A 26,736-nucleotide genomic window follows, 5' to 3' on the forward strand; every position below is an offset into this window, starting at 1 on the left:
TTTGAAATAACGGAACCCATGTCCTATCTGCGCGAAGGCCAAGCATTGAGACGTTCTCACCTTAACCCTGCTTAATACTATTAAGTGGGGACTTTAATGGCATTAAATGTAAGCGCTTTCGAATTTGCGAAAAGGAGGTGAAACCGTTATGCCATAAAGGATCAGCTTCTATCATGAGTGAAAAATAAGAGGGAGGCAAATGAAAAATGAGAGCAAAAAAGTGGTTGGCGATGGTATTGGCGTTAGTCTTGGCACTTCCTTTCCTGCCGGCGGCGAATGTGTCGGCACAAGCCCAGCAAGGCGGAACGTTTGTGCTTAACCCGGCAAAAACGATCGATAATTTGGAGATGCTGCCGGCGGCGGCGGCGGAACGGGACGATGCGATCACCATATTTAACGCCGGGGTACCGAAATATTTTTGGATCAACAATTTTGGTGAAAGAAGCAGCGACTATTTGAAATGGACTGTGCGTTCGGATTTGAACGAAACAACCGATTATTTTGCTTGGCTGCATTTGAAAGCAACGGCGGGTACGCAGTTCAAACTGACTGTTAAGCAAAATCAATCCTCTACCGAAACGAATTTCACCAAAGAGCACAATGGTTGGGAAGTAGCGGAAGTCGGCGCACTGCAAATCCCGCCGGGGGAAAGCACGATCACGCTTACGAAGGTGACGAGCACCAATCAGAATATCTCCATTAAGGGGCTTGATATGATCCGCCTTTCCGACAAGGCGGCATACTTGGACAGAGCAGCCTCTTATAAAGCCGCGGGAAGCGAGCAACGGGCCAAATTTGGCAATTCCGGCTACGGTTTGTTTTTTCAGTACGGCACATGGGGGTACCCGCAATTCGGATCGAAAAAGAACGCGGAAGATTCCACAAATGATTTTGATGTCGAAGCGTTTGTGGACATGTTGGAAGATACGGGCACAAGCTTCGTCATCTGGTCGATTACATGGTGGCAGTACAGAATGCAAATGCCTGTGCAGGCGGTAGATGACATTATGGGCGATTCTTCGCTAACGACGGAACGCAATTTGGTGGGTGAAATCGCAGCTGCAGCCAAGGCCAGAGGCATCGACTTTTATTTGTATTACCACCAAGGTATTCAGCAGGAGCCGGCTTGGAAGTCGAAACAAAATTGGCCGAACGATTTTACGAAATACGGAGTCGGAGATCGCAGCACATTTATTAATAACTGGGAAAAAGTCGTTAAGGAAATAGGCACAACTCTGGGAACGAATTTGGACGGCTGGTTTTTCGACGATGGCTGCGTCTATTATCCTGCACCGTTCGAGAGAATGGCCCTCGCGACGAAGGCGGGCAATCCGAATCGGATTGTATCTTATAATTCCTGGGAAGGGACGAAGATCACTGAGTTCCAAGATATGATTTTTGGCGAAGGCACTTGGGGAGACATTACGGAGCCTACGGCGAACGGTATATTCCAGGTGGGCAGAGAAGCAGGCCTGCAGCAAGTGGGGATGCCGATGCTGAATAACGACAACTGGGGCATTACGAGCCAGAATGAAACGATTGTTCTGACGGTCAATACGAATACGTTGATTGCCAATGTAAAGAGCGCATCGGAGAGAAAGGTGCCAATAGCGCTTAACATCAAAATGTGGGAGGGAGGCACGACCGGGGATTCTACCATTCAAGCTCTCTTTGCGTTGAAGAAAGCGATCCGTCAAGCAGAGCCTGAGCCGGAAGTGTTGGTGAACGATAACGACGCCCGGATCAGGTACTCCGAGAATACCGGCTGGACCTATGGCCCGAACGTCTACAGCGGCTACTATAACAACGACACCCACTATTCCAAAAATACGGAGGCATCGCCGTCCGTCGAATTTGAGTTTATGGGTACCGGCATCGGCGTGATCGGCAATAAAGCGTCATGGTCTGCGAATATGGACGTCTATATCGATGGAGATATCGCGACGGGCACGATTACGGGCAGCGGGGACTTTAACGGCAGCCCCGAACAAAACCGTTTCGAGGCTTACAAAAAGACGGATATGCCATACGGGCTCCATAAAATCAAAGTGGTGTATAAGTCCGGAGCCCAAGAGGCGCAATTGGATGCGTTTAAAGTGTATAACAATACGACTCAGCCGCCAGAAGACGATTATCCTGTAAAAAATGTGCTTATTTCCAGCGAAAGCCATGAGATGGGATTATCATCGTCTATGCAAATGACGGCTTCGGTCATCCCGCAATACGCAAGCGACAAGTCGGTCGAATGGTCTGTCGGGGATGTTAACGGCAGTACCACAACTCTCGCCGCGATCGACAGCAGCGGATTGCTGACATCCAATCAGGTAACGGGAACGGTTAATGTTATTGCCAAATCCAAATCAAATGGGGCAATCGTTGCAGAGAAGCTTATTACGATCAAAGTGCTGCCGAAAGTGACAACGGTCTTCGGAAACGACCCGGCTATCGTGAAGAAGGGCACGTGGACGACGAGAGCTACCAATAAATCGATCGATTCAACTGTGGCGGGCGCATCGGCCAGCTTCAGCTTTATGGGCAATATCATCGAATGGTATGGCGTTATCGGCGACGATCATGGCATTGCCGATGTCTATATCGACGGCCAATATGTGACGAACGTAGATCTGTATTCGACGAGCCGAGAGACCGGAGCTTTGCTGTTCCGTTCGGAACATTTGGGAGGCGGTCAGCACACAATCGAAATTGAGGTGCAGGACAGCAAAAATCAAGCGTCGTCGAATAGCTATGTAGAGGTGTATTCTTTCCGAATAGAAGAATCTGTTAATAGTCCATCTACGCACAAAAAGGAGATTAAAGATTTAATCGATTATGTTGAAGAACAAAAATTAACGCTGGATTATCCCTATCTCGTACCTGTGGTCAAGGAAGCTATCAAAAAAGCGCTGGAAGAAGCATATGTCATCTATATGAAGGATGATGCATCCGAAGCAGAAATCACGGCTGTATATGAAAACCTTCTTGCGAAAGTGCATTTATTGAGTTTTACAGGCAATAAGACGGAATTGAGCCACTTGTATAACTTACATGAAGACCTCGCGCAAGGCGATGTGCCTGACGAAGTATGGGGAGTATTTCAGGCGGCATTGGCGATAGCGAAGGATATATTAGCTGATGTGAATGCATTACAGACTGAAATCGATCTGGCAAAAAACGAACTACAAAGAGCAATCGATCGTTTGGGGACGACAGCGCCAGCCAACTATACCGTAACTTTCAACAGCAATGGCGGCAGCGATGTTTCTGACCTGTCCAATGTTACTAGCGGCAGCACGATCACGGCACCTATAACTCCTGCCAAAACAGGATATACCTTTAACGGTTGGTATAAAGAAGCGGCATTTAAAACCGCATGGAATTTTTCAACGGACAAAGTAACGGGAAACATTACTCTGCATGCGAGATGGGTAGAGAATACACCGACACAGCCAACACAACCGACACAACCGACACCATCAACACCAGAAATATCGAAAGATGGGATTGTTGTTGAAAATCTAAAACCGAACAAAGACGGAAATGCAATAGTAGAGTTCGGTGAGCTGGATATGAATGCGGCTATAAAAGCTGCAGAAGTCAAAAAAGATGGAAGTAAGCAAATAACAGTACGACTTAACAGCAAGGAAGATATACAACAATATACGATAACCATTCCTTTAGATACGGCAGCAAAGGAAAAGGTTGATATTGTGCTGGAGACAGCAATTGGCAGCGTTTCATTACTGAATCATGTCGTAAAAGAGCTGGCAAATGATAAAAACAGCAAGATTGATATAATCATAAGTCGTTCTGACAAAAATCAATGGACTAAGGAGACACAGCGACTTGTAGGAGATAGACCGATTGTGGATGTGAAACTTTTGCAAAATAATAAAAAGATAAATGCAACCGCAAAAGTGTCCATAAATTATGCTCCAAATGAAAAGGAACGGGCTGATTCAGAACATATTGTAGTATATAAAGTGGCGAAAGACGGTTCAATTGCCATTGTAGCTAATGGCAAATATGATGCGGCAACCGGAACAGTTACAGTATCAGGACAAGCAAATGCAATCTATGCTGTAGGTTTTGTAAAAAAGACATTTGACGATACATCAAACGTTAAATGGGCTGAAAAACAGATATCGGTACTCGCATCGAAAGGCATCATAAATGGAACAAGTGAAACTAGCTATTCGCCTGAAAAGAGTATAACAAGAGCAAACTTCTTGAAGCTGTTAGTAGACACTTTGGAGCTTAGCGCAGACGCCAAAAATAATTTTCATGATGTGGCTGAGGATGCACACTATTATAAGCAGATTGCAATAGCCAGGGCGCTTGGCTTGGCATCCGGTGTAGGAAACAATCATTTTAATCCGGAATCCGAGATTAGCAGACAGGATATGATCGTACTGATAGATAGAGCGCTGAAGATTGCAGGAAAAGCGCCTAGCCTAGGGGATAAGTCTGATCTAGATTCATTTGCTGATGTGGAGGAAATATCTCAATATGCATTAGAGAGCGTAGCGTCATTGGTTAGAGAAGGAATCATATCGGGCACCGGCAGTGGAATTGATCCGAAAGGATCGACAACAAGGGCGCAGGCAGCTGTGGTGCTTTATAACTTGTATAATAGGTGACCGCCAACGCTCGGAACAAATTTACGGGGAGTGAATGCAGTGAAAATAAAAATGATTAGCACGTTGCTATCCGTTGTTATTTTGATGACAGTGATTTTTTCGAGTTTTTTTTCTGTATATGCCGAAGATAAACAAGCCGAGATGCAAATACGAACAAAATCGAATGAAAACCTTGCAAGACAATCAGGCGTAACATACCAAGCGAGCTCGGAAGATCCTCTTTATCCGGCTAGCAAGGCTTTTGATGGAGATCGTATAGATTGGGAAAACAGTCGATGGGCTGCCAAAGCATTTAATGACCAGTGGCTAGAAGTGGATTTTGGATCCGTCGTCACTTTTGACAAAATCGATATTTATGAATTTGATTATCTTAAAACGATTAGAAACTGGAGACTTGAGTACCATGACGGTTCAGATTGGAAAACAATAAAGACGGGAGATCGCTTTGCCAAAGGGTCTAATGTATTTACGTTTGAATCGGTACAAGCCCAAAAAGTGCGATTGTTTGTTGTACAAGCTGAAGGGGACTTTCCAAGCATTTGCGAATTCGAGGTTTACAATACGAAAGAAGCTCAGCCGGTCAAGTATACGGTTAGCTTTAACTCAAACGGAGGCAGTGCAGTAGCCGCGGTCAGCCCGATTACGGGAATTTTACATGGCGCCACAATCCCTGAGCTTCCAACATCAACATTATTGGGCGGCTTTATATTTGAAGGCTGGTTTCTGGATGACCATACGTTTAAACATGAATTTACAAGCGAAACAGCTATTACCGCAAGCATTACCGTATACGCTAAATTTTCTTTGAAAAGTTCTCCCGAAGTGAATAAAGCTTGGCTTGATGCCCATATTGAATTTTCCCAAAACCTGAATCTTGATCATTATCTGGAAACAGGAAAAGCAGAACTTTTAGATGCTCTTGCAAATGCTAAAGAAGTATCCGAAAACCCGAGCGCACTTCAAGAGGATATTGATTTAGCAAATCATAATCTTAAATACGCGCTTTATAGAATGAGAATGAAACCAAGTAAGGAGAAACTAGAAGAATTAATTAGTAATTAAAGTAATCAATAGCTGGCGATATGGTGGCTAACAACGGAAACTAGAATGGCATGCAATCAAACGGGCGGGACATGATCCATTCATGTCGCGCCCGTTTCCGTTGATGCGTTTTTTCTTTTACTTCTCCGCATCTAGTTCTCATGTCTGCACCGACCGGAGGTGCTGGAGGTAAATGATGAGTTACTATCCATCACGCGCGCAAGGATAAAAAAATCTATGATGAGTATTCGTTAATTGGCTTATTAAACAGCGGGGCATGGACTCTAGGATCGGACTGTAGCTCATGATTGAGCATGCTATAAAAGATCCAGACCCATCAAAGAAGGTATGGATCATTTCTAAGGAAACACACGTTGAAAATCCAGGTGCTAAAAAGATTTTCAACGAGCTACGTGATACGCTCACAGCGAACTTTCCGTGGATGGAGTATCACATTGTCGAACCAAAAGAAGATAATATACTTTTAGTTTGTAGTATAGGTAAGGGATATGAAGCTCCCAACGTTACCTTTAAGTATGGTGTCAGCCGCCTGAAAATCGAACCTGCGCGTGATTTTCTCGAGGCTGTGTTTCTTGCAGATGGTGGAGAATTTTTGTTGCAAAATATATAGTTTATAGGGTTGACACTATACTTTTTACATTGTGTAGTTTATTTTTTGAAATTACAATTTAATTAAATATGAATACGCTTTATTTCATCTTTTTATTCAATTACATGTCATAATAAATCTGAAGGGGTGCACCTATAAAATGATAAAAATACAAAATGTTGTGGATGATTTATTGGCCCCTGTTACTCCAATTACAGGCAGCGTGGATACGTTAAAGTTCGGAAATCCACAAACGGAAGTCAAGGGCATTGTCGTTGCGTTTATGGCCTCGCAGCAGGTGCTCGAATGGTCTGTCGCAATGGGGGCGAACCTCATCATTACGCATGAAGGAACCTTTTTTAGCCACCATGATGCCAAGGAATCTACTTACGTGAATGATCCTATTTATAAGGCTAAAAGCCGATTTATTGAAGAATCGGGTTTGGCGATTTATCGCTTCCACGATTATTGGCATCGGTACGAGCCAGACGGCATTATGGAGGGGCTTATTCACGCCTTGGATTGGAATGATCGTGTGACGGAGCATTTGCCCGCCGCATCAATCGTTGCCGTTCAACCGATGAAGCTCGAGCAAGTGATCGAGCATATCAAAAAAAAACTGGGAATCCGTTATGTGCGTACAGTAGGGGATTTATCCATGAGTTGCAGCCGGATTGGATTGTTGGCCGGCTACAGAGGTGGAGGGGACAACGCGATTCCTTTATTTGCAAACTATAAGCTGGACTTGATCATATACGGTGAAGGCCCGGAGTGGGAGACGCCAGAGTATGTAAGGGATGCCGTCCACCTGGGCAGGCACCAAGCACTAGTTGTTCTAGGTCATTCCGAAAGCGAGCAGCCGGGTATGAAACTGCTGGCTGATCGGCTTCGCCATAAATATTCTACTATTCCTGTTCATTACTTGCCTGTAGATCCCGTTTTTAAAGTGGTCTAACCCCCAATAAGAGGAGGAATATGATGCAATTACATCGTGCTATTCTAGTTGATGATGAACCATTTACCCGCAAAGGCTTAATGAAGCTGATCGATTGGGAAACCTGCGGCTTTCAGATCGTAGGGGAAGCTGACAATGGAGAGGATGCGCTTGAGCTGATCAAGCGTGTGCAGCCAGAGCTTGTCATAACGGACATTCGTATGCCGGTCATTGATGGACTTGAGCTGATTCGATGCGTCATGCTGGAAAATATAGCAGTACCTTATTTTATTATCATTAGCGGTTACAATGACTTCAATTATGCCCAGCAAGCGATGCGTTATGGCGTTCATGATTTCGTTGTTAAACCGGTCGATGAGATTGAATTCGCCGCTACGTTAACTAAATTAAAAGATAAATTAATACTGCAGCAAGAGGAACTGGCTAGAAATGAAAGGCTGCTTGGCGGTGAAATGATTAAATCACTCATTCTCGGTGAAGCGAGCGAGGCGTCCATTGCAGAATGGGAGCAGCGTTTGAACCTGAGTAAAGCTGATCGTTTATATTATTTGCTTGCTGAGCTGAACGATAACTACAACTGGCATCCGTATGAGGAGAAAGTTCCCTACACGCGCTTCAAGGAGCTTGTTCAACAAGAGCTTACGCGTATAACCTCTGCAGATCAGCCTATTTGCTTAAATGAGCATCGCAATCGTATCGGGATTTTGCTGCCTAGTTATTTACTGGCAAGATGCGGTGGAGATCTCGAGCGATTGTTAACGGCCTTTCGAGATGCGCTGGATGCACATTTGGGAAAAGGTGTATTTCTTTACGCAGGTTCTGCTGTTCAACATTTGTCGGAGATCCGAGAATCGTACAAGACCGCCAAGGAAGCCAGCTTACACAAATATATATACGAGGACAATCGCATCGTTAGCTTCGATCAAAAAAAGCTGGAGAGGCTCAATTATATCGGGTTTGATCCTGCTGAATTTAATTTATTTATGGAGCAAATGGAAGAGCTGCAGCTGGAGGCAGTGAAAACAATTGTTGATAAATGGTTTATAGATTTTCGCGAGAAACGATATGCTCCAGAAGCGGTTAAGATGAACATCCAGCTATGCTTGATGGGGATTTTGAAAACGATCCGCAATATGGAGGGGGATGAAAACTCCTTGCATACACTGGGACCGCTCCTAAACTGGCATGATTCTAATTTATCGCTCGGTGAACTAAAAAAACTGTTTCATGCATTTATCGAAGAGAGTCAGCAAAGTATTGCAGAGCTTAGGAAGGAACAGCTGAAGAGTGATATTCAAAAAATTAAAAGCTATATTGAAGCTAATTATTCGCAAAACATCAGCTTGAAGAGCATTGCTGCGCTATTTTATGTCAATCCGGTCTATCTAGGCCAATTATTTAAAAAGACATACCGCGTATATTTTAATGAATTTTTACTCCAGCTTCGAGTGAATGAGGCAAAAAAGCTGCTGAGACAATCGCGCACCATGCGTATATATGAGATTGCAGAGAAAATTGGCTTCAGCAATGCAGATTATTTTGTAACGCAATTCGAGAAGATCGAGCATATGACTCCTACAGAATACCGAAATAAGCTTTTGTAGGCGTAGTTTCTTAAACCATCCGTTAGCACAAGAAAAGGAGAATATCCGTGAAGCTGAGCCTAAGTCTCAACAATGTTCGTCTGCGGAATAAGCTGCTCATCCTTTATATCTTTTCGGTGTTTCTTCCAATCGTGTTAACCAATGTTATTTTTTATAATGTGACGACGGATAATGTGAGAAATCAGCGGATGAAGGATATTACACGAGCAGTAGAACAGATCAACAACGAATTCCGCGCCGAAGTCGAGGATGCCGTTACCATTTCCGCTGTGTTTTATACCGATTACAACTTAAACGAAATTTTAGAAACGGACTACCAAGAGCCTGCTGCTTATGTAGAAGCTTATGATACGTATTTCCGGAGAATTTTGAATAGCTATACTCCTGTTTATGCCTCCATTCAAAGCATAAAAATTTTCGTAGAAAATCCAACAATGCTGCATTCAGGCGGCGTTGGTTATTTATCAAACGAAATTAAACAGTCTGACTGGTACCAATTGCTCAAAGAAAGAGACAATTCTTACCCTATTTTCATTCGAACGCAGCAGGAGGATTTGTATCTGAAAAGCGATGGCGCGGATAGGCGGAACACATTCAGCATTATCCGTGAGATGAATTATTTTGAATCCAAAAATAAATGGCAAAAGTATTTGAAAATCGATTTGAAAACGAGCACGATTGACCAAATATTTCGAAATCAGAACCTGCAGGGCAACATTTATTTAATTGATGATAAAGGTCATGTGGAGTATACGACAGACCCTGAGGTGGACTGGAGCGGAAAACCGGTATCGTTTGATGAATTGGTTTTTCCAAAGGATTCGATCCAATTTCCTTCAACGAATTCCTATGTGAGTTATTTGGAAAATTGGCGCATTGTAGGGACGATTTCGGAGGAAGAGGTGCTTAAGGATGTTAGACAGTCCAGAGAATTTGTTTTCGTGCTGGCTTGTTTAAATATTGTTATACCGACACTGATTATATTATGGATATCACGTTCTTTGCATGAACGGCTTATTCGTATTTTGAGACATATGAAAAAAGTGAAAAACCAAAACTTTGATACGATAAAGCAAGGGGAATCCTTGGATGAAATTGGACAATTAACGAGTGAATTCAATCGAATGACGATACAAGTGAAAAGCTTGATTGATGATGTTTATATTGCGGATATTCAGACAAAAACATTGGAGCTTGAGCGGAGGAAAGCGCAGTTGAATGCGTTGCAAAGCCAGATCAATCCTCATTTTCTGTTTAATGCGCTGGAAACGATTCGAATGCGAAGCCTTATCAAGGATGAGATGGAGACGGCCAAGATCATACACAATATGGCAAAAATATTTAGAACCTCGCTCACTTGGGGCAAGGACCGCGTTATGGTTAGTGAAGAAATTGAATTTATTTTGTGTTTCCTCGAAATTCAGAAATATCGATTCGAAGATCGGATGAATTACCATATTCATATCGATCCTTCTGCTAAAGAGTGTAAGGTGCCGAAAATGATGTTTTTGCCGTTTGTAGAAAATGCAAGCATCCATGGCATTGAGCCGCTAAGGCATGGAGGCAGCATCCAGGTGCAAGTTGAGCGCGAGGAGGACACGTTAATTTTCTCGATCCGAGATAATGGGATTGGCATGAATGAACAAAAAGTAAAACAGTTTTATGGCTATTTGGATAGCGACGAAGAGCTGGGTGAAAGAATTGGCGTTCAGAACGTCATTTATCGCTTGAAGCTAATTTACGGAGACCGTTTTCAACTATTAATTGAGAGTGAGCCTGGACAAGGTACATTTATTCGGGTTGCTGTTCCTGTTGAAATATGAGGTGCTCGTAAAACGAATATCGTATATGTTTTTTAAAGTTTGAACTATAGTTTATTGGGTAAACAAAGTATTTTAGATTACTTATAATGAAAGTGCTTACAAAAAAGTTGCACTCGAAAGGGGCTGGGGAAAGTGAAAAAGAAAATATTATTGACTTGTATGACTGCCTTTATGATCTTTACTGCTGCATGCTCGAACAGCGGCAATGGCGGAGAAACAAAGCCAACAAACAGCACAAACACACCTGCAAATACTGCAAGTGAAGGGAAAGAAACAGATAAGCCGGTTGAAAAAGTTACTTTTTCTTATTTCAATGGTGTTGCAGCAGCTAAGGACATTAACAGCAACGAGACGACGATTGGTAAAATTTTGGAGGATCAAACGGGCGTTAACTTTAAAATCGAGCATTTGGTTGGCGATTTGAACACAAAGGTTGGTACGATGATCGCATCCAACGCTTATCCAGATGTTATGATTCCGGATGCTGCAATCGACAAGATTTTAGATGCAGGTGCGTTTATTGCACTGGACGATCTTATTGAGCAATACGGCCCTAATATTAAACGGGTATACGGCAAGTATTTCAATCAAATGAGAGCCGCGGACGGCAAAATTTACTTCCTGCCATTCTCTAATACAGTTGGCGAGTATATTCCGGATCCGAACATTAACCAAGGTGCATTCTGGGTACAACGCAGAGTATTAAAAGAAGCGGGTTATCCGAAAGTAACAACGCTTGATGGTTACATGGATCTCATTAAAAATTTCGTAGAGAAGCACAAGGATGAGGATTTGACTGGTTATGTTTCACTGACACATGACTGGAGATTTTTCGCAACTTCCAACCCTCCAAACCATTTGGCAGGTTACCCGAATGACGGCAACGTCATCGTGGATATGAACACCTTCGAAGCAAAAACATACGCTGCGGATGAAAATACGAAGCGCTGGCTTCAAAAGCTAAATGAGATCAATGCTGAAGGCTTGTTCGATAAAGCTTCCTTCGTAGATAATTTTGATCAATATTTAGCTAAATTGACTTCGCATAAAGTGGTTGGCTTCTTCGATTACGGCTGGCAGTTTGCTAATGCTCAAAATGCGCTCAAAGACGCCGCTAAACAAGATCCAACACAGGATGATTTCGTATACTTCCCGCTGCCAGTTACTTTTGACGGCCAAAAGGATCAATACCTGGATCCTCCAGGCTTTGTTAAAAACCGCGGCATGGGTATTACCGTGAGTGCGAAGGATCCTGCGCGTATTGTTCAATACTTGGATAATCTTCTAACAGACGAGAACCAAATTCTTCAGAAATGGGGAATTAAAGGGGAAACGTACGAAGTAAATGAAAATGGCAGAATGTACCGTACAGCGGAACAAATCGCCAAAATCGATGAAGCTTTCAATGAAAAATTTGGATTTAAATATTATTCTTGGAACTGGCCGCTTTACAACAATGGCTCGTCTCTGCCGGATGGCAACTCCGTATCACCAGGAATGCAAGCAGAAGTATTCCAAATGAGCCTAACCAATGAAGACAAGACTATTCTTGAAAAATATGGCGTGAAAACGTATTCCGAACTGTTTGCAGCACCGGACGATCGTCCATGGTACCCTGCTTGGGGCATTCCGAAGGAGCAAGGCTCCACGCAGCAAATTTGGGAAACGAAAAAAGATGAGCTTACGAAAAAATACTTCCCTAAACTTGTCCTTGCGAAACCAGCTGACTTTGAGAAGGTATGGACAGAATATACAGATGCATTCGGCAAGCTGGATACAGCTGCCTACGAGAAATGGACAACAGATGAAGTCAAGAAATTGATTGAAGCATCCAAGCAATAAAATAGAAGGATCGGTGAAAGGCCGGCTTGCGCATGCAATATGCCGGCCTTTCTTCAAATATAAGAATTTATAAGTGTAATAGCTTATAAATGCCTTATATTTCTCCGTCAAAGCTGCTTCGGCGTCCAGAGGTCGCCGAAGACGCTTTTGCTTGCTATCCAGCATCATTCAGTCCGGAAGGAGAGATTCAAGATGGAACATAAGCCCGATATGTCATCGTCAAACCTGGTGCTGCCTAAGAAGCCGTCGGGACTGAAGAATTTTGCGAAAAAGCTCATTGAGCAGCGCGTGCTTGTTCTTATGTCTGTGCCGTTTCTAGCGTGGTTGTTTATTTTTAAATATATGCCTCTATGGGGGTGGACGATCGCCTTTCAAGCCTATAAGCCAGCGAAAAGCTTTAGTGAGCAGAAATGGGTTGGGTTTGATCATTTTAAATTTTTATTCGAGGACGAAAGGTTTCTTCGGGTCTTAAGAAATACAGTAGCGATGAGCGGAATCAATCTGGTTCTCGGCTTCGTTACGGCAATCACACTCGCTTTGTTGTTAAATGAGGTCAGGAAGGTTGCTTTTAAACGCATTGTTCAAACGGTCAGCTATTTGCCCCATTTTATTTCATGGGTAGTTGCGGCAAGCATTATTCAAACAACGTTATCTCCAGATGGCATTATTAATCAAATGCTGCTTTGGATCGGATGGGTGGAAAAAGGCGAGGAAATATTGTTTCTCGGTATACCTGAACAATTCTGGACCATTTTTGGAGCAAGCTCTGTATGGAAAGATGTAGGCTGGAATACAATCGTCTACCTAGCGGCAATGACGATGATTGATCCTGCGCAATATGAAGCAGCAGAGATGGATGGAGCAGGCCGAATTAAACGGATGTGGTATGTAACGCTTCCGGGTATCAAACCGGTTATTATCGTATTGCTCATTATGAATATCGGGTATTTGCTGGAATCGGGCTTCGAGCCGCAGTATTTGCTGGGGAACGGCATGAACGTCGATTTTTCCGAAAACCTTGACATATTTGTTCTTAAATACGGGATTGCGCAAGGCAATTACTCGCTATCAATTGCAGCGGGTATGTTTAAAACCATTATCAGCTTTATTTTATTGTTCGCAGCGAACAATCTTGCAAAACGTATGGGCGAGTCCAGACTGTTTTAGAGGGAGGGGTACAACATGAGTCATTCGGCATCGGAAGCTGTGTCAAACAAACCAAGCCGCATCCGCTCATCACGCGGCGATCTCATATTTGATATTTGCAATTATATATTTCTTACTTTACTGATGGTTGTGACCTTATATCCTTTCTTGAATACGGCCGCCGTATCACTTAACAATGCGACGGATTCGATTAAGGGCGGCATATATTTGCTGCCAAGGATATGGACACTGGACAATTATGCCTATGTGCTAAAAGAAGCAACGATATTCCATGCAACGCTGATTTCAATCCTTCGAACGGTTATTGGAACGATTGCTACCGTTTTTTGCTCAGCGATGGTCGCTTACACGATTACTAGGCAAGAATACGTTCTTAGAAAATTCGTAACGATTGCGTTCATCTTGACAATGTATTTTAATGGCGGACTTATTCCCAACTTCTTGTTAATCCGTGATTTAGGCTTGATCAACAATTTTTGGGTCTATATTTTCCCAGGCTTAATCGGCGTATTTAACTTAATCATTATTCGTTCCTTTATTGAAGGGCTGCCAGAGAGTATTTTGGAATCAGCAAGAATAGATGGCGCAGGCGACTTCAAAATGTTCTACAGCATCGTTCTGCCGCTTTGCGTACCTGTACTTGCAACGGTTGCTTTATTCTCAGCCGTGTATCAGTGGAATCAATGGTTTGACGTGTTCTTGTACAATTCCTCGAATATCGATCTCAGTACGCTGCAGTATGAGCTGCAAAAAATTCTTCAGAACTCCAATGCATCCTTGACGGCGAAGACGGCTGCCGATGCATTCTCGGGCGCGGCCAATTCTGGAGGGAATTCGGTGACACCGCTTGCGGTTCGGGCAACGATGACGATTGTGGCTTCCTTGCCGATCATTATGGTATATCCGTTTCTACAGAAATACTTTGTAAAAGGTATGACCGTAGGCGGCGTGAAAGGTTAATAGACAGGGGGAAATAAGATGAGCAGCAATACAGCGAGTTCTGTTCCTAAGTTATACGAAGCATTTAAAGATTCATTTGATATAGGCGCAGCGGTTAATCCGCGTACCATTGTTCAGGCTCGCGATCTCATTGCCACCCATTTTAACAGCTTGACTGCTGAGAATGAAATGAAGTTTGTTAGTTTGCACCCTTCCGAAGATACCTATACGTTCGAAGAAGCAGACAAAATCGTCGCATTTGCAAGAGAGCATGGGAAAAGAATGAGAGGGCATACACTGGTCTGGCATAATCAGACATCCGATTGGCTGTTTGAAGAAGCGGATGGTAGCCCAGTTAGCCGCGAGAAGCTTTTGGATCGATTGAAATCGCATATTCATACCGTTGTTGGCCGTTATAAAGATGATATTTATGCTTGGGACGTCGTAAATGAAGTCATTTCTGACGAAGGCGCAGCTATGCTGCGTCCAACCAAATGGCTGGATATCGCCGGAGTGGACTATATTGCCAAAGCGTTTGAATTCACACATGAAGCAGATCCTAAAGCTCAGCTTTTCTATAATGATTATAATGAGTCGAACCCTATGAAACGCGATAAAATCTATCAATTGGTTAAATCGCTGCTAGAGCAGGATGTCCCGATTCATGGCGTTGGCCTTCAAGCGCATTGGAGCTTATATCATCCTCATTTAGATGAAATACGGGCTGCTATCGAGAAGTACGCTTCACTTGGCCTAAGACTGCAATTAACCGAGCTTGATATATCGATGTTCCGCCATGATGATGTACGAACCGACCTAGCAAAGCCTACTGAAGAAATGCTGGAGCTGCAGGAGAAACGATATGAGGCTGTCTTTCATTTGCTGACGGAATATCGCAATCATATTGATGCTGTTACGTTCTGGGGAGCGGCGGATGATTATACGTGGCTCAGTGATTTTCCTGTACGTGGACGGAAAAATTGGCCAATGCTATTTGATGAGAACCATGAGCCAAAAGGTTCGTTCTGGCGCATCATGAAGCAGCACTCATCTCTCTGAGCCAGCTTACAAGGAGGCACGTTAATAAATGGACAGTCACACGTATAAGGCTTGGCTAAATCCTCAGCGGATAGAGGATTTGCATTTGAAAAAGGAGTATTTGGCTCTTTTTGGTCAGATCGTCTTTAGTGGCGTGGCGACTGGCGTTTTGGAAACGGCAATCAAAGAGCTGCAGCATGGCATTCATGCCTTAATCGGCATAATTCCGGCAGTAAAGGAGCGGGCTGAGCCTGCGACGGCTGGTTTCCTTCATATTATGGTGGACTCCGTATTAATGGATTCGGATAGATGGGAGCCGTCCAAAGCGGGATATATGCTTCGGTACAGCTCTCAGCAGGGCGATGGCAATTTATCTCTTGTCGGCGGATCAGATACAGCCGTATTATATGGTGTGTTTCATTTGCTGCGTCTATTAGGCGCCGGTAAGCAAGTGAAAGAACTGAATGCCGAGCAATCTCCAGCCATGTCGCTTCGAATGATTAATCAGTGGGATAATGCTGACGGTTCGGTAGAGCGAGGGTATGCGGGCCAGTCCATATTTTATCAAAACGGAGAAATAACGAGTGATATTAATCGAATAAACGATTATGCGAGAATGCTCGCATCCGTTGGCCTCAATGCGATTTCTATCAATAATGTGAATGTCCATGCGATTGAAACGATGTTCATCACAGAGGAAAAGCTTCCTGCTGTTGCGGTTATTGCAGACATTTTCCGCAGGTACGGAATTACGCTGTTTCTGAGCGTTAACTTTGCTGCCCCTCTGCAAATCGGAGGTCTGGCCACTGCAGATCCGCTGGATGCTGGTGTGCAGCAGTGGTGGAAGGAAACGGCTGAACGGATTTACTCGTTTATTCCTGATTTCGGTGGTTTCGTCGTGAAGGCAGATTCCGAGCATCGGCCGGGGCCATTTGCTTATGGACGTGACCATGCAGATGGAGCGAATATGCTCGCTGAAGCGCTGGAAGCTCACGATGGCATCGTCATTTGGCGCTGCTTCGTTTATGACTGCATGCAGGATTGGCGTGATCGGAAGATCGATCGAGCGCGTGCGGCATTTGACCATTTCAAACCGCTCGATGGTCGTTTTCGGAGTAATGTCATTCTACAAATTAAGAATGGACCGATGGACTTTCAGGTTCGCGAGCCCGTATCCCCGTTGTTTGGCGCGATGAAGAAAACGAACCAGATGATGGAGTTCCAGATCACTCAAGAATATACCGGTCAACAGAAGCATCTTTGTTATCTCGTCCCGCAGTGGAAGCAGGTAATGGATTTCGATACCTATGCGGAAGGTGCATCGACTGAAGTTAAGCGAGTGGTGGATGGTACATTGTACGGCATGAAATATAGCGGAATTGCAGCAGTAAGCAATATTGGGAATGAAGAGAGCTGGACAGGGCATATTCTCGCACAAGCCAATCTTTACGGATATGGCCGGCTGGTCTGGAACCCGGCTTTAACAGCCGAGGAGATTTCGCACGAGTGGATAGCCGCAACGTTTGGCAATGATCCTGAGATAGCTTTAGCAATCGGTGACATGCTGATGAAGTCGTGGCTGTTATATGAAAGCTATACGGCACCGCTTGGCGTAGGCTGGATGATCACACCTAACCATCATTTTGGTCCGGATGTCGATGGCTACGAGTATTCAAGATGGGGAACCTACCATTTTGCAGATCGTGACGGTATCGGCGTTGACCGGACGCAGGCGAGCGGAACAGGATATACCGCACAGTATAATGAACCAAACCGTTCGCAGTATGATAGTTTGGACACTTGTCCAGATGAGCTGCTGTTATTTTTCCATCATGTGCCTTATACCCATGTACTCCATTCTGGCAAGACGGTCATTCAGCATATCTACGATACCCATTTTGCGGGTGCGGAGGAAGCAGAGCAGATGAAGCGGGATTGGGCTGGTTTGGCCAGCAAAATCGATGAAGCAAGGTTTGCACATGTTGCTGAGCGATTGGCCTTTCAAGCTGATCATGCGAAGCACTGGCGCGACGTGATCAATACGTATTTCTACCGCAAATCGGGCATTGCTGATGCGGCTGGTCGGAAAATATTTTAATGAGTTTGGATGCGAGGTGGAGATTTGTCCACCTCGTTTTTTGTTAGGACAAGCACAATATTCAGTCCGCTGCCGCGTTGGTAGAGGGCTGTTTTTGTCTATAGATAAAACCTTTACAAATGAGGAAAGCTTTGCAATCATAAAGTAATGGGATTTTATTGGGAATTGCGATGAGGAGTGAAGCTATGAAAGTCATGAGAATATCAGATTGGTTAGCTGCTGCAATGAAGTTAAGTATAATAGCTGCTTTTGTTATATTGTTAAGTGCTTGCAGCAATACAGTCAAGGTCGAGCATGTCGAGGCATTTAGCATAGAAATTTTTTCAGAGAAAAACAAAGATGGCTTTTATGAACAAGCAGGCTTTAAGAAGGTGAACTCTATTACTGCTTTGGCAGAAAATAAAAATTATACAAGCTCTGAAACCAAAATGGTCGTGGATTATTATGATCTGGATGGAAAATACGTTAAATCAGAAATCGTACATTCGAAATTCAGCAAGTCCCATATCACGATGGTTGAAGATGGAGATGATCGAAAAAAAGAGCTTCAGGAGCCATCAACCATTATCATCCCTGATGACAATTTACAAAATTTTCGACCCAGTGCTCTATCAGATGACGATAAAAAACAGATTAAACAACATATATTAAATTTAATAGATAAATTATAAGTTTAGGACAAACGAATATGGAGGAATTGCGAATGATCTCATTAAAAAATAAAATAGCAATCGTTACAGGAGCGAGCAGATCCACGGGAATTGGAACAGCGATTTGCCGTTCGCTTGCACGCTTAGGTGCAGACATTTTCTTTACGCATTGGCATGCCTTTGATGAAGCGGAAGGCAATGGGGGAGAGAAGGACTGGCCTGAGCAGCTGCGTAAGGAATTAGAAGACTTAGGCGTGAGAGCAAGTCATATGGAAGCGGATTTTACTAATGTGGAAACACCTTCCCTTATTATGGAACAAGTAGAAAGGTCGTTAGGCCACGCGACTATTTTAATTAACAACGCCACCTATTGCGTACCTTCCAATTACAAAAGCTTGGATATAAATATACTGGACCAACATTATGCGGTGAATAACCGAGGGCCGATATTGTTAAGCACAGAGTTTGCGAACCGATTCGAAAAAAACCAAATTAAAGGGACATCGGGCAGAATTATTTTTATGGTTTCAAAAGGGCCCGATCCTAATAATTTGGCTTATATAGCAACTAAAGGCGCATTGATCGGGCTAATTGAGCCGTTATCTGTAGGGTTGGCTCCGCTTCTAATTACAGTGAATGGATTTGATCCAGGCCCCACGGATTCTGGCTGGATGGATGAGCAGATGAAAGCAGGCTTTTTGCCAATGTTCCCTATGGGACGCATCGGTTTGCCGGAGGATGCAGCTAAAACAATCAGCTTCTTGGCGAGTGACGAATCACAGTGGATAACCGGGCAAGTCATAAAATCTGAAGGCGGTTTTTTAGGTAAATAGCTGATTTTGTCCTTTATCATCCTACGTACACGTGATAAAAGAAATCTATATAGTTTATAAAATCATTGAAATATAATTTATCGATAGCCATGATACAATGCCGTTAAGTGGGAAAATGGAGGGATGGCATTGTTGAACAAACCTATTTTGACTGAGCAATTTATGGTGTTCGCGACGAGGGAATGCAAAGGCTCAAGCCGTTTGTATGAACAGCTATCATTAGCCATTGCAGATGATGATGAAATGCTTCAGATGGCTTCTTATTGCAGAGAAGGCCAGCCAGTACCCAATCTTTTTTTTGCTGTGGTTCAGTACTTGCTGCGCAAAGAGAGCAGCCACGAACTGCAAAAGTTTTACGGCAGCATAGTTAACGATCCGAGAGAGGCAGCAGAGGCATTCCCTTTTTTCAAACACTTTTGCCATCAGCATAAAAACGAGATTGTTCATCTTCTCCAAAACAAGCTTGTACAAACGAATGAGGTTAGACGCTGTGCATTCTTGTATCCTGCATTTTGTTACATGTATCAAAAAACGAAAAAACCATTAGCAATCATTGAAATCGGAACAAGTGCGGGGCTGCAGCTTTTTTGGGATAAGTATAGTTATCAATATAACGATAGTGAAACCTATGGAAGTATAGATGCTGAACTGGTACTGCACTCGGAAGTTCGTGGAGACGTTGCCTTGCATCTCCTAAAACAAAGTCCGCCAGTGATTACAAGGATAGGAATAGATTTGCATGTTAATAATCTGGAAGAGGCAGACGATTATCTTTGGTTAAAGTCGTTGATATGGCCTGAGCATAATGAGCGGATTGTGAATTTTGGCAAAGCAGCTTCTTTATTAAAAGGGCAGCAGATGGAGTTGTTTCAGGGGAATGGCGTGAAACGACTTGCAGAAATGGTTGCTAAAATAACGGAGGATTGTGTTATTGGTGTGTTTCACACCCATGTAGCTAATCAAATGACTCATGAAGACAAAGTTGAATTAACAGACAGCATTAGGAGAATAGGGCAACAAAGAGATATATTTCACCTTTACAATAATATGTGGGACCCAAATCTTCATCTTGATTATTATTTGGAGGGCAAGGAGCAAACGGAAACGTTAGCGGAAACAGATGGTCATGGCCGTTGGTTTCGGTGGATGCTTTGATCCTAATCGTTCATTGTGGATTTAACGAAAGAGCATAATTTCAGCGCTCAGGGATAGAGGTCGAGAGTTTTATGGAATGGGATGCGGGTGCTAACACCATTGCATGGAAAGCACAAAAGATTGTACTGCTTCCGAAGGAATATGCGCTGCTGCATTTAAACAAGAACTGAACGACTGATCACTGGCGATCTTAAATTTGACACAATGCATTGCTCGTATTTATCATCAATAATGATAAGCTGGAGATATCTACTATTCAGGGGTACAACAATGCTCAAAAAAACAGGTTTAGCTGCTTTGTATGCCAGTATTGCTTATCTTATTTATCATTATGGCGATGTGATTTTGACGTGGTTTCAGCAAGCGGATAATGTGCCGCTCGTCGTCATTATGGCAACGCTCGTCGCACTATTTCCTGTCATCCCGTATCCCGTAATCGGCGGGCTCATTGGTGCTGCTCTTGGCCCAGTGTTAGGCGCGGCAGTGACATGGATTGGCTCAGCGGCAGCATCCATTGTGATGTTTCTGTTTATCCGCTATGGCTACCAAGAGTGGGGGAAGAAGTTTCTCTACCGTTATCCAAGCATCGGCAAACTAACGGTGATGTTTGAGCAGAATGCTTTTCTAACGATTATGTTTGCTCGGCTCATTCCGTTCATTCCATCCATTGCAGTTAATATGTACTCGGCGCTAAGCCGTGTTTCCTTTACCGTTTATGCGATCGCCTCATCGATTGGCAAAATTCCAGCGATGCTGCTGTTCGCCACGATCGGTGATACGCTTATGACGGATCCAAGAAACGTATTCGTTACCGTCTTAGTATACGGCATGTTTATGGCGGTATCTCTTTATGTTTATCGAAGGTGGAAGCTTCATTAGATTTCCTCTAAAACAACAAACGGCTTCTTCGCAAATGATGTGCGCGGAGGTCGTTTTTTTTGTTGTACAATCTTCTCGATAATAAAATGTTCATGCTAATCCAAAATGTTTAAAATGTTCTTTTTATGTTCGTAAATGTGTGTTATTATAAAAACGAACAATAACAAACATTAGCGTAGCTTGCGAGGCGAGTCTAACGCAAATAACTTTTAGGAGGCTTTTATCCAATGGAAGTACGCCATACTACGAATCCTACTGATGTGAAGCAATATGATACGGAACGTCTGCGCAGCGAGTTTTTGATCGAAAGCTTGTTTGAGCAAGATCAATTAAAAATGACATATACGCATTATGACAGAATGGTTGTAGGCGGAGCATTGCCTGTGAACGAGACGCTTGAGCTGGAGGATGCTGCAACGCTAAAAACCGAATATTTCTTGGAGCGCCGCGAGGTTGGCTTCTTGAATATTGGCGGACCTGCTTCGATTTCTGTTGATGGGGAAGTATACGAGCTGAATAAGCTCGACGTGCTTTATGTTGGCAAGGGCAAACGTCAAGTGCTGCTGTCAAGTGTCGATAAAGCAAACCCTGCGAAGCTTTATTTCTGTTCCGCGCTTGCGCATGCTGAAATTGCAACACGCAAGATGACGATGGAGGAAGCGAATCCGACTCATCTTGGTTCGCAGGAGACTTCCAATGAACGTATTCTTTATAAATATATCCACGCAGACGGCATCCAAAGCTGCCAGCTTATGCTTGGTGTAACGAGCTTGAAAACGGGAAGCGTCTGGAATACGATGCCTTCGCATGTCCATGACCGCCGCATGGAAGCATACTTATACTTCGACATGAATGATGATGCTCGCGTATTCCATATGATGGGCGAGCCTTCGCAGACGAGACATCTTGTTGTTGCCAACGACCAAGCGATTCTTTCACCGCCATGGTCGATCCACTCAGGAGTGGGCACAAGCAATTATACATTCTGCTGGTCGATGGCTGGAGAGAACTACACATTTACAGATATGGACGCCGTACCTGCAAGCGAGCTAAAATAGAAACATTCGCTACAGGGGGTGCACTATGCTTGCTGCCGAACGGCATCGTAAGATTATAGATAAATTGGAGCAGCTTGGCGCGGTTAAAGTTTCCGAGCTAAGCGAGCTGTTTCAAGTCACGGAGAAAACGGTTCGTGAAGATTTAGAGAAGCTGGAAGAGAAGGGATTGCTGAAACGGACTCATGGCGGAGCTGTGCCCCAGCATAGAGGTGAAGACAGCCTTTATCCGCTGCAATTCCCAAACAGCAAGCATCAGCGGGAGAAGGCGGCGATTGCGGAGCTTGCTCTTTCCTGCATCGAGCCTAATGATATTATTGCGCTTGATGCTGGCAGTACTACGCTCGAAATGGCAAAACGTCTGCCCAACATCCCGGTTACGGTGCTTACGAACGATCTGCTTATCATTCGGGAGCTGACTGCGAAGGACCAAGTAAGGCTTGTTATTCCCGGGGGCTACCGGCATAACAATTTGCTTATCGGCGCAGAATCGCAGGAATGGATTAAACGACTGAATGTACACAAGCTGTTTCTATCTACAACCGGCATTCATATGGAATATGGGCTTACCATATTCACAGAAGAATTGACGAAGCTGAAGAAGCTGTATATGGAAAATGCCAAGGTCGTCTACTGCCTTGCCGATCATAACAAATTCGATAAGGGTGCACTAATAACGTTTGCCGGTTTGCATGAAATTGACTATATCATCACAGACGAAGGTATAGATGCGGACGTTGTGGCGAGGTATGAGTCACAAAATATAAAAATGATGAAAGCAGCGCTTTCGGAAAATGGGAAGCGTACTAAAGGTAGGAGCTGAGCCGATGAGTTTGTTTGATTTGACGGGTAAAACAGCTGTCGTCACAGGTGCAGGGCGCGGGCTTGGGGAAGCAATTGCGCTTGGATTAGCACGAGCGGGTGCGGATATCGCGCTTGTCACGAACCAAACGCCTGCTGACAAAACGGCAGCAGCGATAAGAGAGCTTGGACGCAAAGCGATTACAATTCAGACCGATATTGCTGACCGAACGAAGCTTGCTGGAATTGTTGATCGTACAGTTGAAGAACTGGGACGCATCGATATTTTGGTCAACAACGCGGGTATCATTCGCCGCACGCCCGCTGCAGAGCATAGCTACGAGGACTGGCAGGATGTACTCGATGTTAACTTGAATTCTGTATTTCTCCTTTCCCAGCTGGCCGGGAAACATATGATTGAACAGGGCTCAGGGAAAATTATTAACATTGCGTCGATGTTAACCTTCCAAGGCGGAATTAATGTTCCGGGTTATACGTCCAGCAAACATGCCGTTGCCGGTCTTACCAAAGCGCTTGCTAGCGAATGGGCAGCTAAAGGCTTGCAGGTAAATGCGATAGCCCCAGGCTACATGAGTACAGACAACACCGAAGCGCTTCGCGAGGATCCTGTTCGCAGCGCTCAAATTTTGCAGCGCATACCAGCGGGACGCTGGGGTACATCGCAGGATTTGATTGGACCAGCGGTATTCCTAGCCTCTTCAGCTTCTGATTATATGAACGGCCATATCTTGGCTGTTGATGGCGGTTGGCTGGTTAGGTAATTATATAAAAACCAATAAGGCTTTCCTTTTGCAGCGCAGGCTGCTTAGAGGAGAGTCTTTTTTTGATATTATAATGATTTCCATTGTATGGTTATTATTTTGCGTGTATAGTTATTCGTGATCCTAAAAAATGCGATCAACAACTGAAATAAGTGGAAATAGGTGCTCTTGCTGTATAGCTTGAGCTTAAAAGGGAAGTCCGGTGCAAAACCGACGCGGTCCCGCCACTGTAACAGAGGAGTCTAAGCGCTAACGCCACTGATCTTAACCGGTTGGGAAGGCAAGCTTACGATGATGATTCTAGAGCCAGGAGACCTGCCTATTTGAACGACACTGATTTTACCTACGGGAGATAGGGAGGTGTTAAGACAGAACCGCTGTTTATTAAAACGCCGGGCGTCTTTACCTTTGCTTCTTTAAGGTAACGACGCTCTTTTTTGTGCTTTTATTTCATAATAATTACATTTATTAGGAGGAAATATGAACGTGAGCAAGCTGCAAAACAGTGTACTTGGATATCCGCGTATCGGCGAAAATCGGGAATGGAAAAAAGCGCTTGAAGCTTTTTGGAAAGGTGATTTGGACGAAACGGTATTCCTTCAAACCCTTGAAAGTATTCGTCTTAACAACTTGAAGCTGCAAAAGGATAAAGGAATTTCTTTAATCCCTGTTAATGATTTTACGTTATATGATCAAATGCTGGATACTGCAGCGATGTTTGGCCTTGTGCCAGATCGTTTTTCCTATGATGGAGGTCCTGTTCCCGTACAGACCTACTACGCAATGGCGAGAGGGACACAGGAAGCACAAGCCTGCGAGATGACCAAATGGTTTAATACCAACTATCACTATATCGTGCCAGAACTTGCGGATGCAGCTCCGGTACTGACGGAAAACCGTCCGCTGATTGCGTACCGCGAAGCCAAAGAAAAGCTTGGTATTGAAGGTAAACCTGTCATTATCGGTCTATACACCTTCCTCAAGCTGTCGAAGGGCTACGATGCCAAGCAGCTTCCGCAGCTCATTGAGCAGTTTATACCGCTTTATGCTCAGCTGCTTAAGGAGCTTGAGCAAGAAGGCGTACAATGGGTGCAAATCGATGAGCCCATCCTTGTTACCTCTATTTCTGAGGAAGAGATGCAATGGGTTGAATCGATTTATGCAAGGCTGAACCAAGCAGCGCCAGCGCTTAACATAATGCTTCAAACGTATTTTGAGGCAGTTGAGCATTATGAAGCTGTAGTTGCTCTCCCGGTACAAGCGATCGGTTTGGATTTCGTTCATGGTTTGGAGCAAAACTTGAAGTCGCTTGAGCAATTTGGTTATCCGAAGGATAAGCTCGCTGGTATCGGACTTGTAGACGGACGCAACATTTGGCGCTCAGACTATAAGCAAAAGCTCGAATTGCTGCAAAGGATTTCGGCATACATTCCAGCTGAGCGCACGATCGTTCAATCGTCATGCAGCCTGCTGCATGTGCCGGTAACGGCAAAAAACGAAACCAATCTGCCAGTAGAGCTGCGTGAGGCGCTTGCATTCGCGGAAGAAAAGCTGGATGAAATTGTGTGGCTAAGTGAAACAGCGACAGTAAATGAGGCGGACATCTCAGAACTGCGCAAGCTTGAGCTTAAGCTTAACGGCGAGCGGATTCATCATTTATCCATTTCTCCTGCCCGCAATCGTCAAGCTGCTGATGCAGCAGCGGTTGCGGCGCATCCTTCAACGAGGCAGAAGCCATTTGCGGAGAGACAAAAGCTGCAGCAGAAAAAGTGGAATTTGCCTTTCCTTCCAACAACGACCATCGGCAGCTTCCCGCAAACGCTGGATGTACGTCAAGCAAGGCAAAAATGGAGAAAAAATGAGCTCAGCTCACAGGACTACGCTTCATTTATCAACGATAAAATTAAAAACTGGATTGAAATCCAAGAAGAGCTTAACATTGACGTCCTCGTTCACGGTGAATTTGAGCGTACGGACATGGTCGAATTTTTCGGAGAAAAGCTGGATGGGTTCGCATTTACAAAAGGCGGCTGGGTTCAATCGTATGGTTCCCGCTGCGTAAAGCCGCCGGTCATTTATGGCGATGTTGTATTTACTGAGCCAATGACAGTAACCGAAAGCGTGTATGCGCAGTCGCTGACAAGTCGTCCGGTAAAAGGGATGTTGACGGGTCCGATTACGATTTTGAACTGGTCATTTGTCCGCAACGATATCACACGGGAGCAGGTTGCATACCAAATTGCGCTTGCACTTTCAGAGGAAGTAAAGGCGCTTGAGACTGCAGGCATCGAAATGATTCAGGTTGATGAGCCAGCTTTGCGAGAAGGCTTGCCGCTTAAACGCAGTGATTGGGATGCTTATTTAAAATGGGGCGTGCATGCCTTCCGTCTATCGACTTCAGCTGTGCGTGACACAACACAAATTCATACACATATGTGTTATTGTGAGTTCCATGATATTATCGATTCCATTCTTGCGCTGGATGCGGATGTCATCTCCATTGAAACCTCGCGCAGCCATGGCGAGCTGATTCATAGCTTTGAGGAGAACACCTATGACCAAGGCATCGGCTTAGGCGTTTACGATATTCACAGCCCGCGTGTACCGTCCGTGGAAGAAATGGTCAGCATGATCGAGCGCGCCATTAAAGTGCTCGATCCTACGCTCTTCTGGATTAATCCGGACTGCGGCTTGAAAACACGCGGAATGGAAGAAACGGTTGCTTCACTGCGCAACATGATGCTGGCTACTTACCAAGTCAGAGAGCAGCGTGCTGCATTAGCGAAGGTTTAAATCCTAAATACAATAAGACAGTCCAGAACTAGGT

The 26,736-nt window shown here is 44.2% G+C and carries 19 protein-coding genes and 1 riboswitch; all 19 genes read left to right on the plus strand.

Annotated features, from left to right (window positions below; translation table 11 throughout):
* Window positions 1-206 precede the first annotated feature (206 nt).
* Window positions 207-4,637, plus strand: coding sequence for an S-layer homology domain-containing protein (locus tag MHH56_RS08060; RefSeq protein ID WP_339207621.1), 4,431 nt, complete (start codon window positions 207-209; stop codon window positions 4,635-4,637).
* Window positions 4,638-4,676: 39 nt separating this feature from the next.
* The gene (locus tag MHH56_RS08065) at window positions 4,677-5,699 is read left to right on the plus strand and encodes a discoidin domain-containing protein (RefSeq protein WP_339207622.1); all 1,023 of its coding nucleotides are present in this window, start codon (window positions 4,677-4,679) and stop codon (window positions 5,697-5,699) included.
* 283 nt (window positions 5,700-5,982) lie between these two features.
* Window positions 5,983-6,309: a hypothetical protein gene (locus MHH56_RS08070; protein WP_339207623.1), complete on the plus strand. Its 327-nt coding sequence runs from the start codon at window positions 5,983-5,985 to the stop codon at window positions 6,307-6,309.
* 139 nt (window positions 6,310-6,448) lie between these two features.
* On the plus strand, window positions 6,449-7,243 hold the full coding sequence (locus tag MHH56_RS08075) for a Nif3-like dinuclear metal center hexameric protein (RefSeq protein ID WP_339207624.1): 795 nt from the start codon (window positions 6,449-6,451) through the stop codon (window positions 7,241-7,243).
* Window positions 7,244-7,263: 20 nt separating this feature from the next.
* Window positions 7,264-8,847, plus strand: coding sequence for a response regulator (locus MHH56_RS08080; protein ID WP_339207625.1), 1,584 nt, complete (start codon window positions 7,264-7,266; stop codon window positions 8,845-8,847).
* A 47-nt stretch (window positions 8,848-8,894) separates the two neighbouring features.
* Window positions 8,895-10,670 (plus strand): sensor histidine kinase, encoded by a 1,776-nt coding sequence (locus tag MHH56_RS08085; RefSeq protein ID WP_339207626.1) that lies wholly within the window; start codon window positions 8,895-8,897, stop codon window positions 10,668-10,670.
* Between the two features lie 132 nt (window positions 10,671-10,802).
* The gene (locus MHH56_RS08090; RefSeq protein ID WP_339207627.1) at window positions 10,803-12,512 is read left to right on the plus strand and encodes an ABC transporter substrate-binding protein; all 1,710 of its coding nucleotides are present in this window, start codon (window positions 10,803-10,805) and stop codon (window positions 12,510-12,512) included.
* 192 nt (window positions 12,513-12,704) lie between these two features.
* Window positions 12,705-13,679, plus strand: a complete 975-nt coding sequence (locus MHH56_RS08095) for an ABC transporter permease subunit (RefSeq protein ID WP_339207628.1) — start codon at window positions 12,705-12,707, stop codon at window positions 13,677-13,679.
* Between the two features lie 15 nt (window positions 13,680-13,694).
* Window positions 13,695-14,639: a carbohydrate ABC transporter permease gene (locus tag MHH56_RS08100; RefSeq protein ID WP_339207630.1), complete on the plus strand. Its 945-nt coding sequence runs from the start codon at window positions 13,695-13,697 to the stop codon at window positions 14,637-14,639.
* An 18-nt stretch (window positions 14,640-14,657) separates the two neighbouring features.
* Complete coding sequence (locus MHH56_RS08105; RefSeq protein WP_339207631.1) at window positions 14,658-15,677, plus strand: endo-1,4-beta-xylanase; 1,020 nt, start codon at window positions 14,658-14,660, stop codon at window positions 15,675-15,677.
* Window positions 15,678-15,705: 28 nt separating this feature from the next.
* The gene (locus MHH56_RS08110) at window positions 15,706-17,754 is read left to right on the plus strand and encodes an alpha-glucuronidase family glycosyl hydrolase (protein ID WP_339207632.1); all 2,049 of its coding nucleotides are present in this window, start codon (window positions 15,706-15,708) and stop codon (window positions 17,752-17,754) included.
* Between the two features lie 185 nt (window positions 17,755-17,939).
* On the plus strand, window positions 17,940-18,425 hold the full coding sequence (locus MHH56_RS08115; protein ID WP_339207633.1) for a hypothetical protein: 486 nt from the start codon (window positions 17,940-17,942) through the stop codon (window positions 18,423-18,425).
* A gap of 32 nt (window positions 18,426-18,457) precedes the next feature.
* Window positions 18,458-19,237: an SDR family oxidoreductase gene (locus MHH56_RS08120; RefSeq protein WP_339207634.1), complete on the plus strand. Its 780-nt coding sequence runs from the start codon at window positions 18,458-18,460 to the stop codon at window positions 19,235-19,237.
* 123 nt (window positions 19,238-19,360) lie between these two features.
* Window positions 19,361-20,392: a DUF2332 domain-containing protein gene (locus MHH56_RS08125; RefSeq protein WP_339207635.1), complete on the plus strand. Its 1,032-nt coding sequence runs from the start codon at window positions 19,361-19,363 to the stop codon at window positions 20,390-20,392.
* Window positions 20,393-20,662: 270 nt separating this feature from the next.
* Window positions 20,663-21,271, plus strand: coding sequence for a TVP38/TMEM64 family protein (locus tag MHH56_RS08130; RefSeq protein WP_339207636.1), 609 nt, complete (start codon window positions 20,663-20,665; stop codon window positions 21,269-21,271).
* 227 nt (window positions 21,272-21,498) lie between these two features.
* The gene (gene kduI, locus MHH56_RS08135; protein WP_076267940.1) at window positions 21,499-22,329 is read left to right on the plus strand and encodes a 5-dehydro-4-deoxy-D-glucuronate isomerase; all 831 of its coding nucleotides are present in this window, start codon (window positions 21,499-21,501) and stop codon (window positions 22,327-22,329) included.
* Between the two features lie 25 nt (window positions 22,330-22,354).
* The gene (locus MHH56_RS08140) at window positions 22,355-23,149 is read left to right on the plus strand and encodes a DeoR/GlpR family DNA-binding transcription regulator (RefSeq protein WP_339207637.1); all 795 of its coding nucleotides are present in this window, start codon (window positions 22,355-22,357) and stop codon (window positions 23,147-23,149) included.
* Between the two features lie 4 nt (window positions 23,150-23,153).
* On the plus strand, window positions 23,154-23,909 hold the full coding sequence (kduD, locus tag MHH56_RS08145) for a 2-dehydro-3-deoxy-D-gluconate 5-dehydrogenase KduD (RefSeq protein ID WP_339207638.1): 756 nt from the start codon (window positions 23,154-23,156) through the stop codon (window positions 23,907-23,909).
* A 143-nt stretch (window positions 23,910-24,052) separates the two neighbouring features.
* Window positions 24,053-24,247, plus strand: a riboswitch (cobalamin riboswitch).
* A gap of 142 nt (window positions 24,248-24,389) precedes the next feature.
* Window positions 24,390-26,702 carry a 5-methyltetrahydropteroyltriglutamate--homocysteine S-methyltransferase gene (metE, locus tag MHH56_RS08150; protein WP_339207639.1) on the plus strand — a complete coding sequence of 771 codons (2,313 nt, stop codon included), beginning with the start codon at window positions 24,390-24,392 and terminating at the stop codon, window positions 26,700-26,702.
* The last annotated feature ends 34 nt before the right edge of the window (window positions 26,703-26,736 follow it).

Origin of the sequence: Paenibacillus sp. FSL K6-3182 (assembly GCF_037976325.1) — a bacterium.
GTDB lineage: Bacteria > Bacillota > Bacilli > Paenibacillales > Paenibacillaceae > Pristimantibacillus.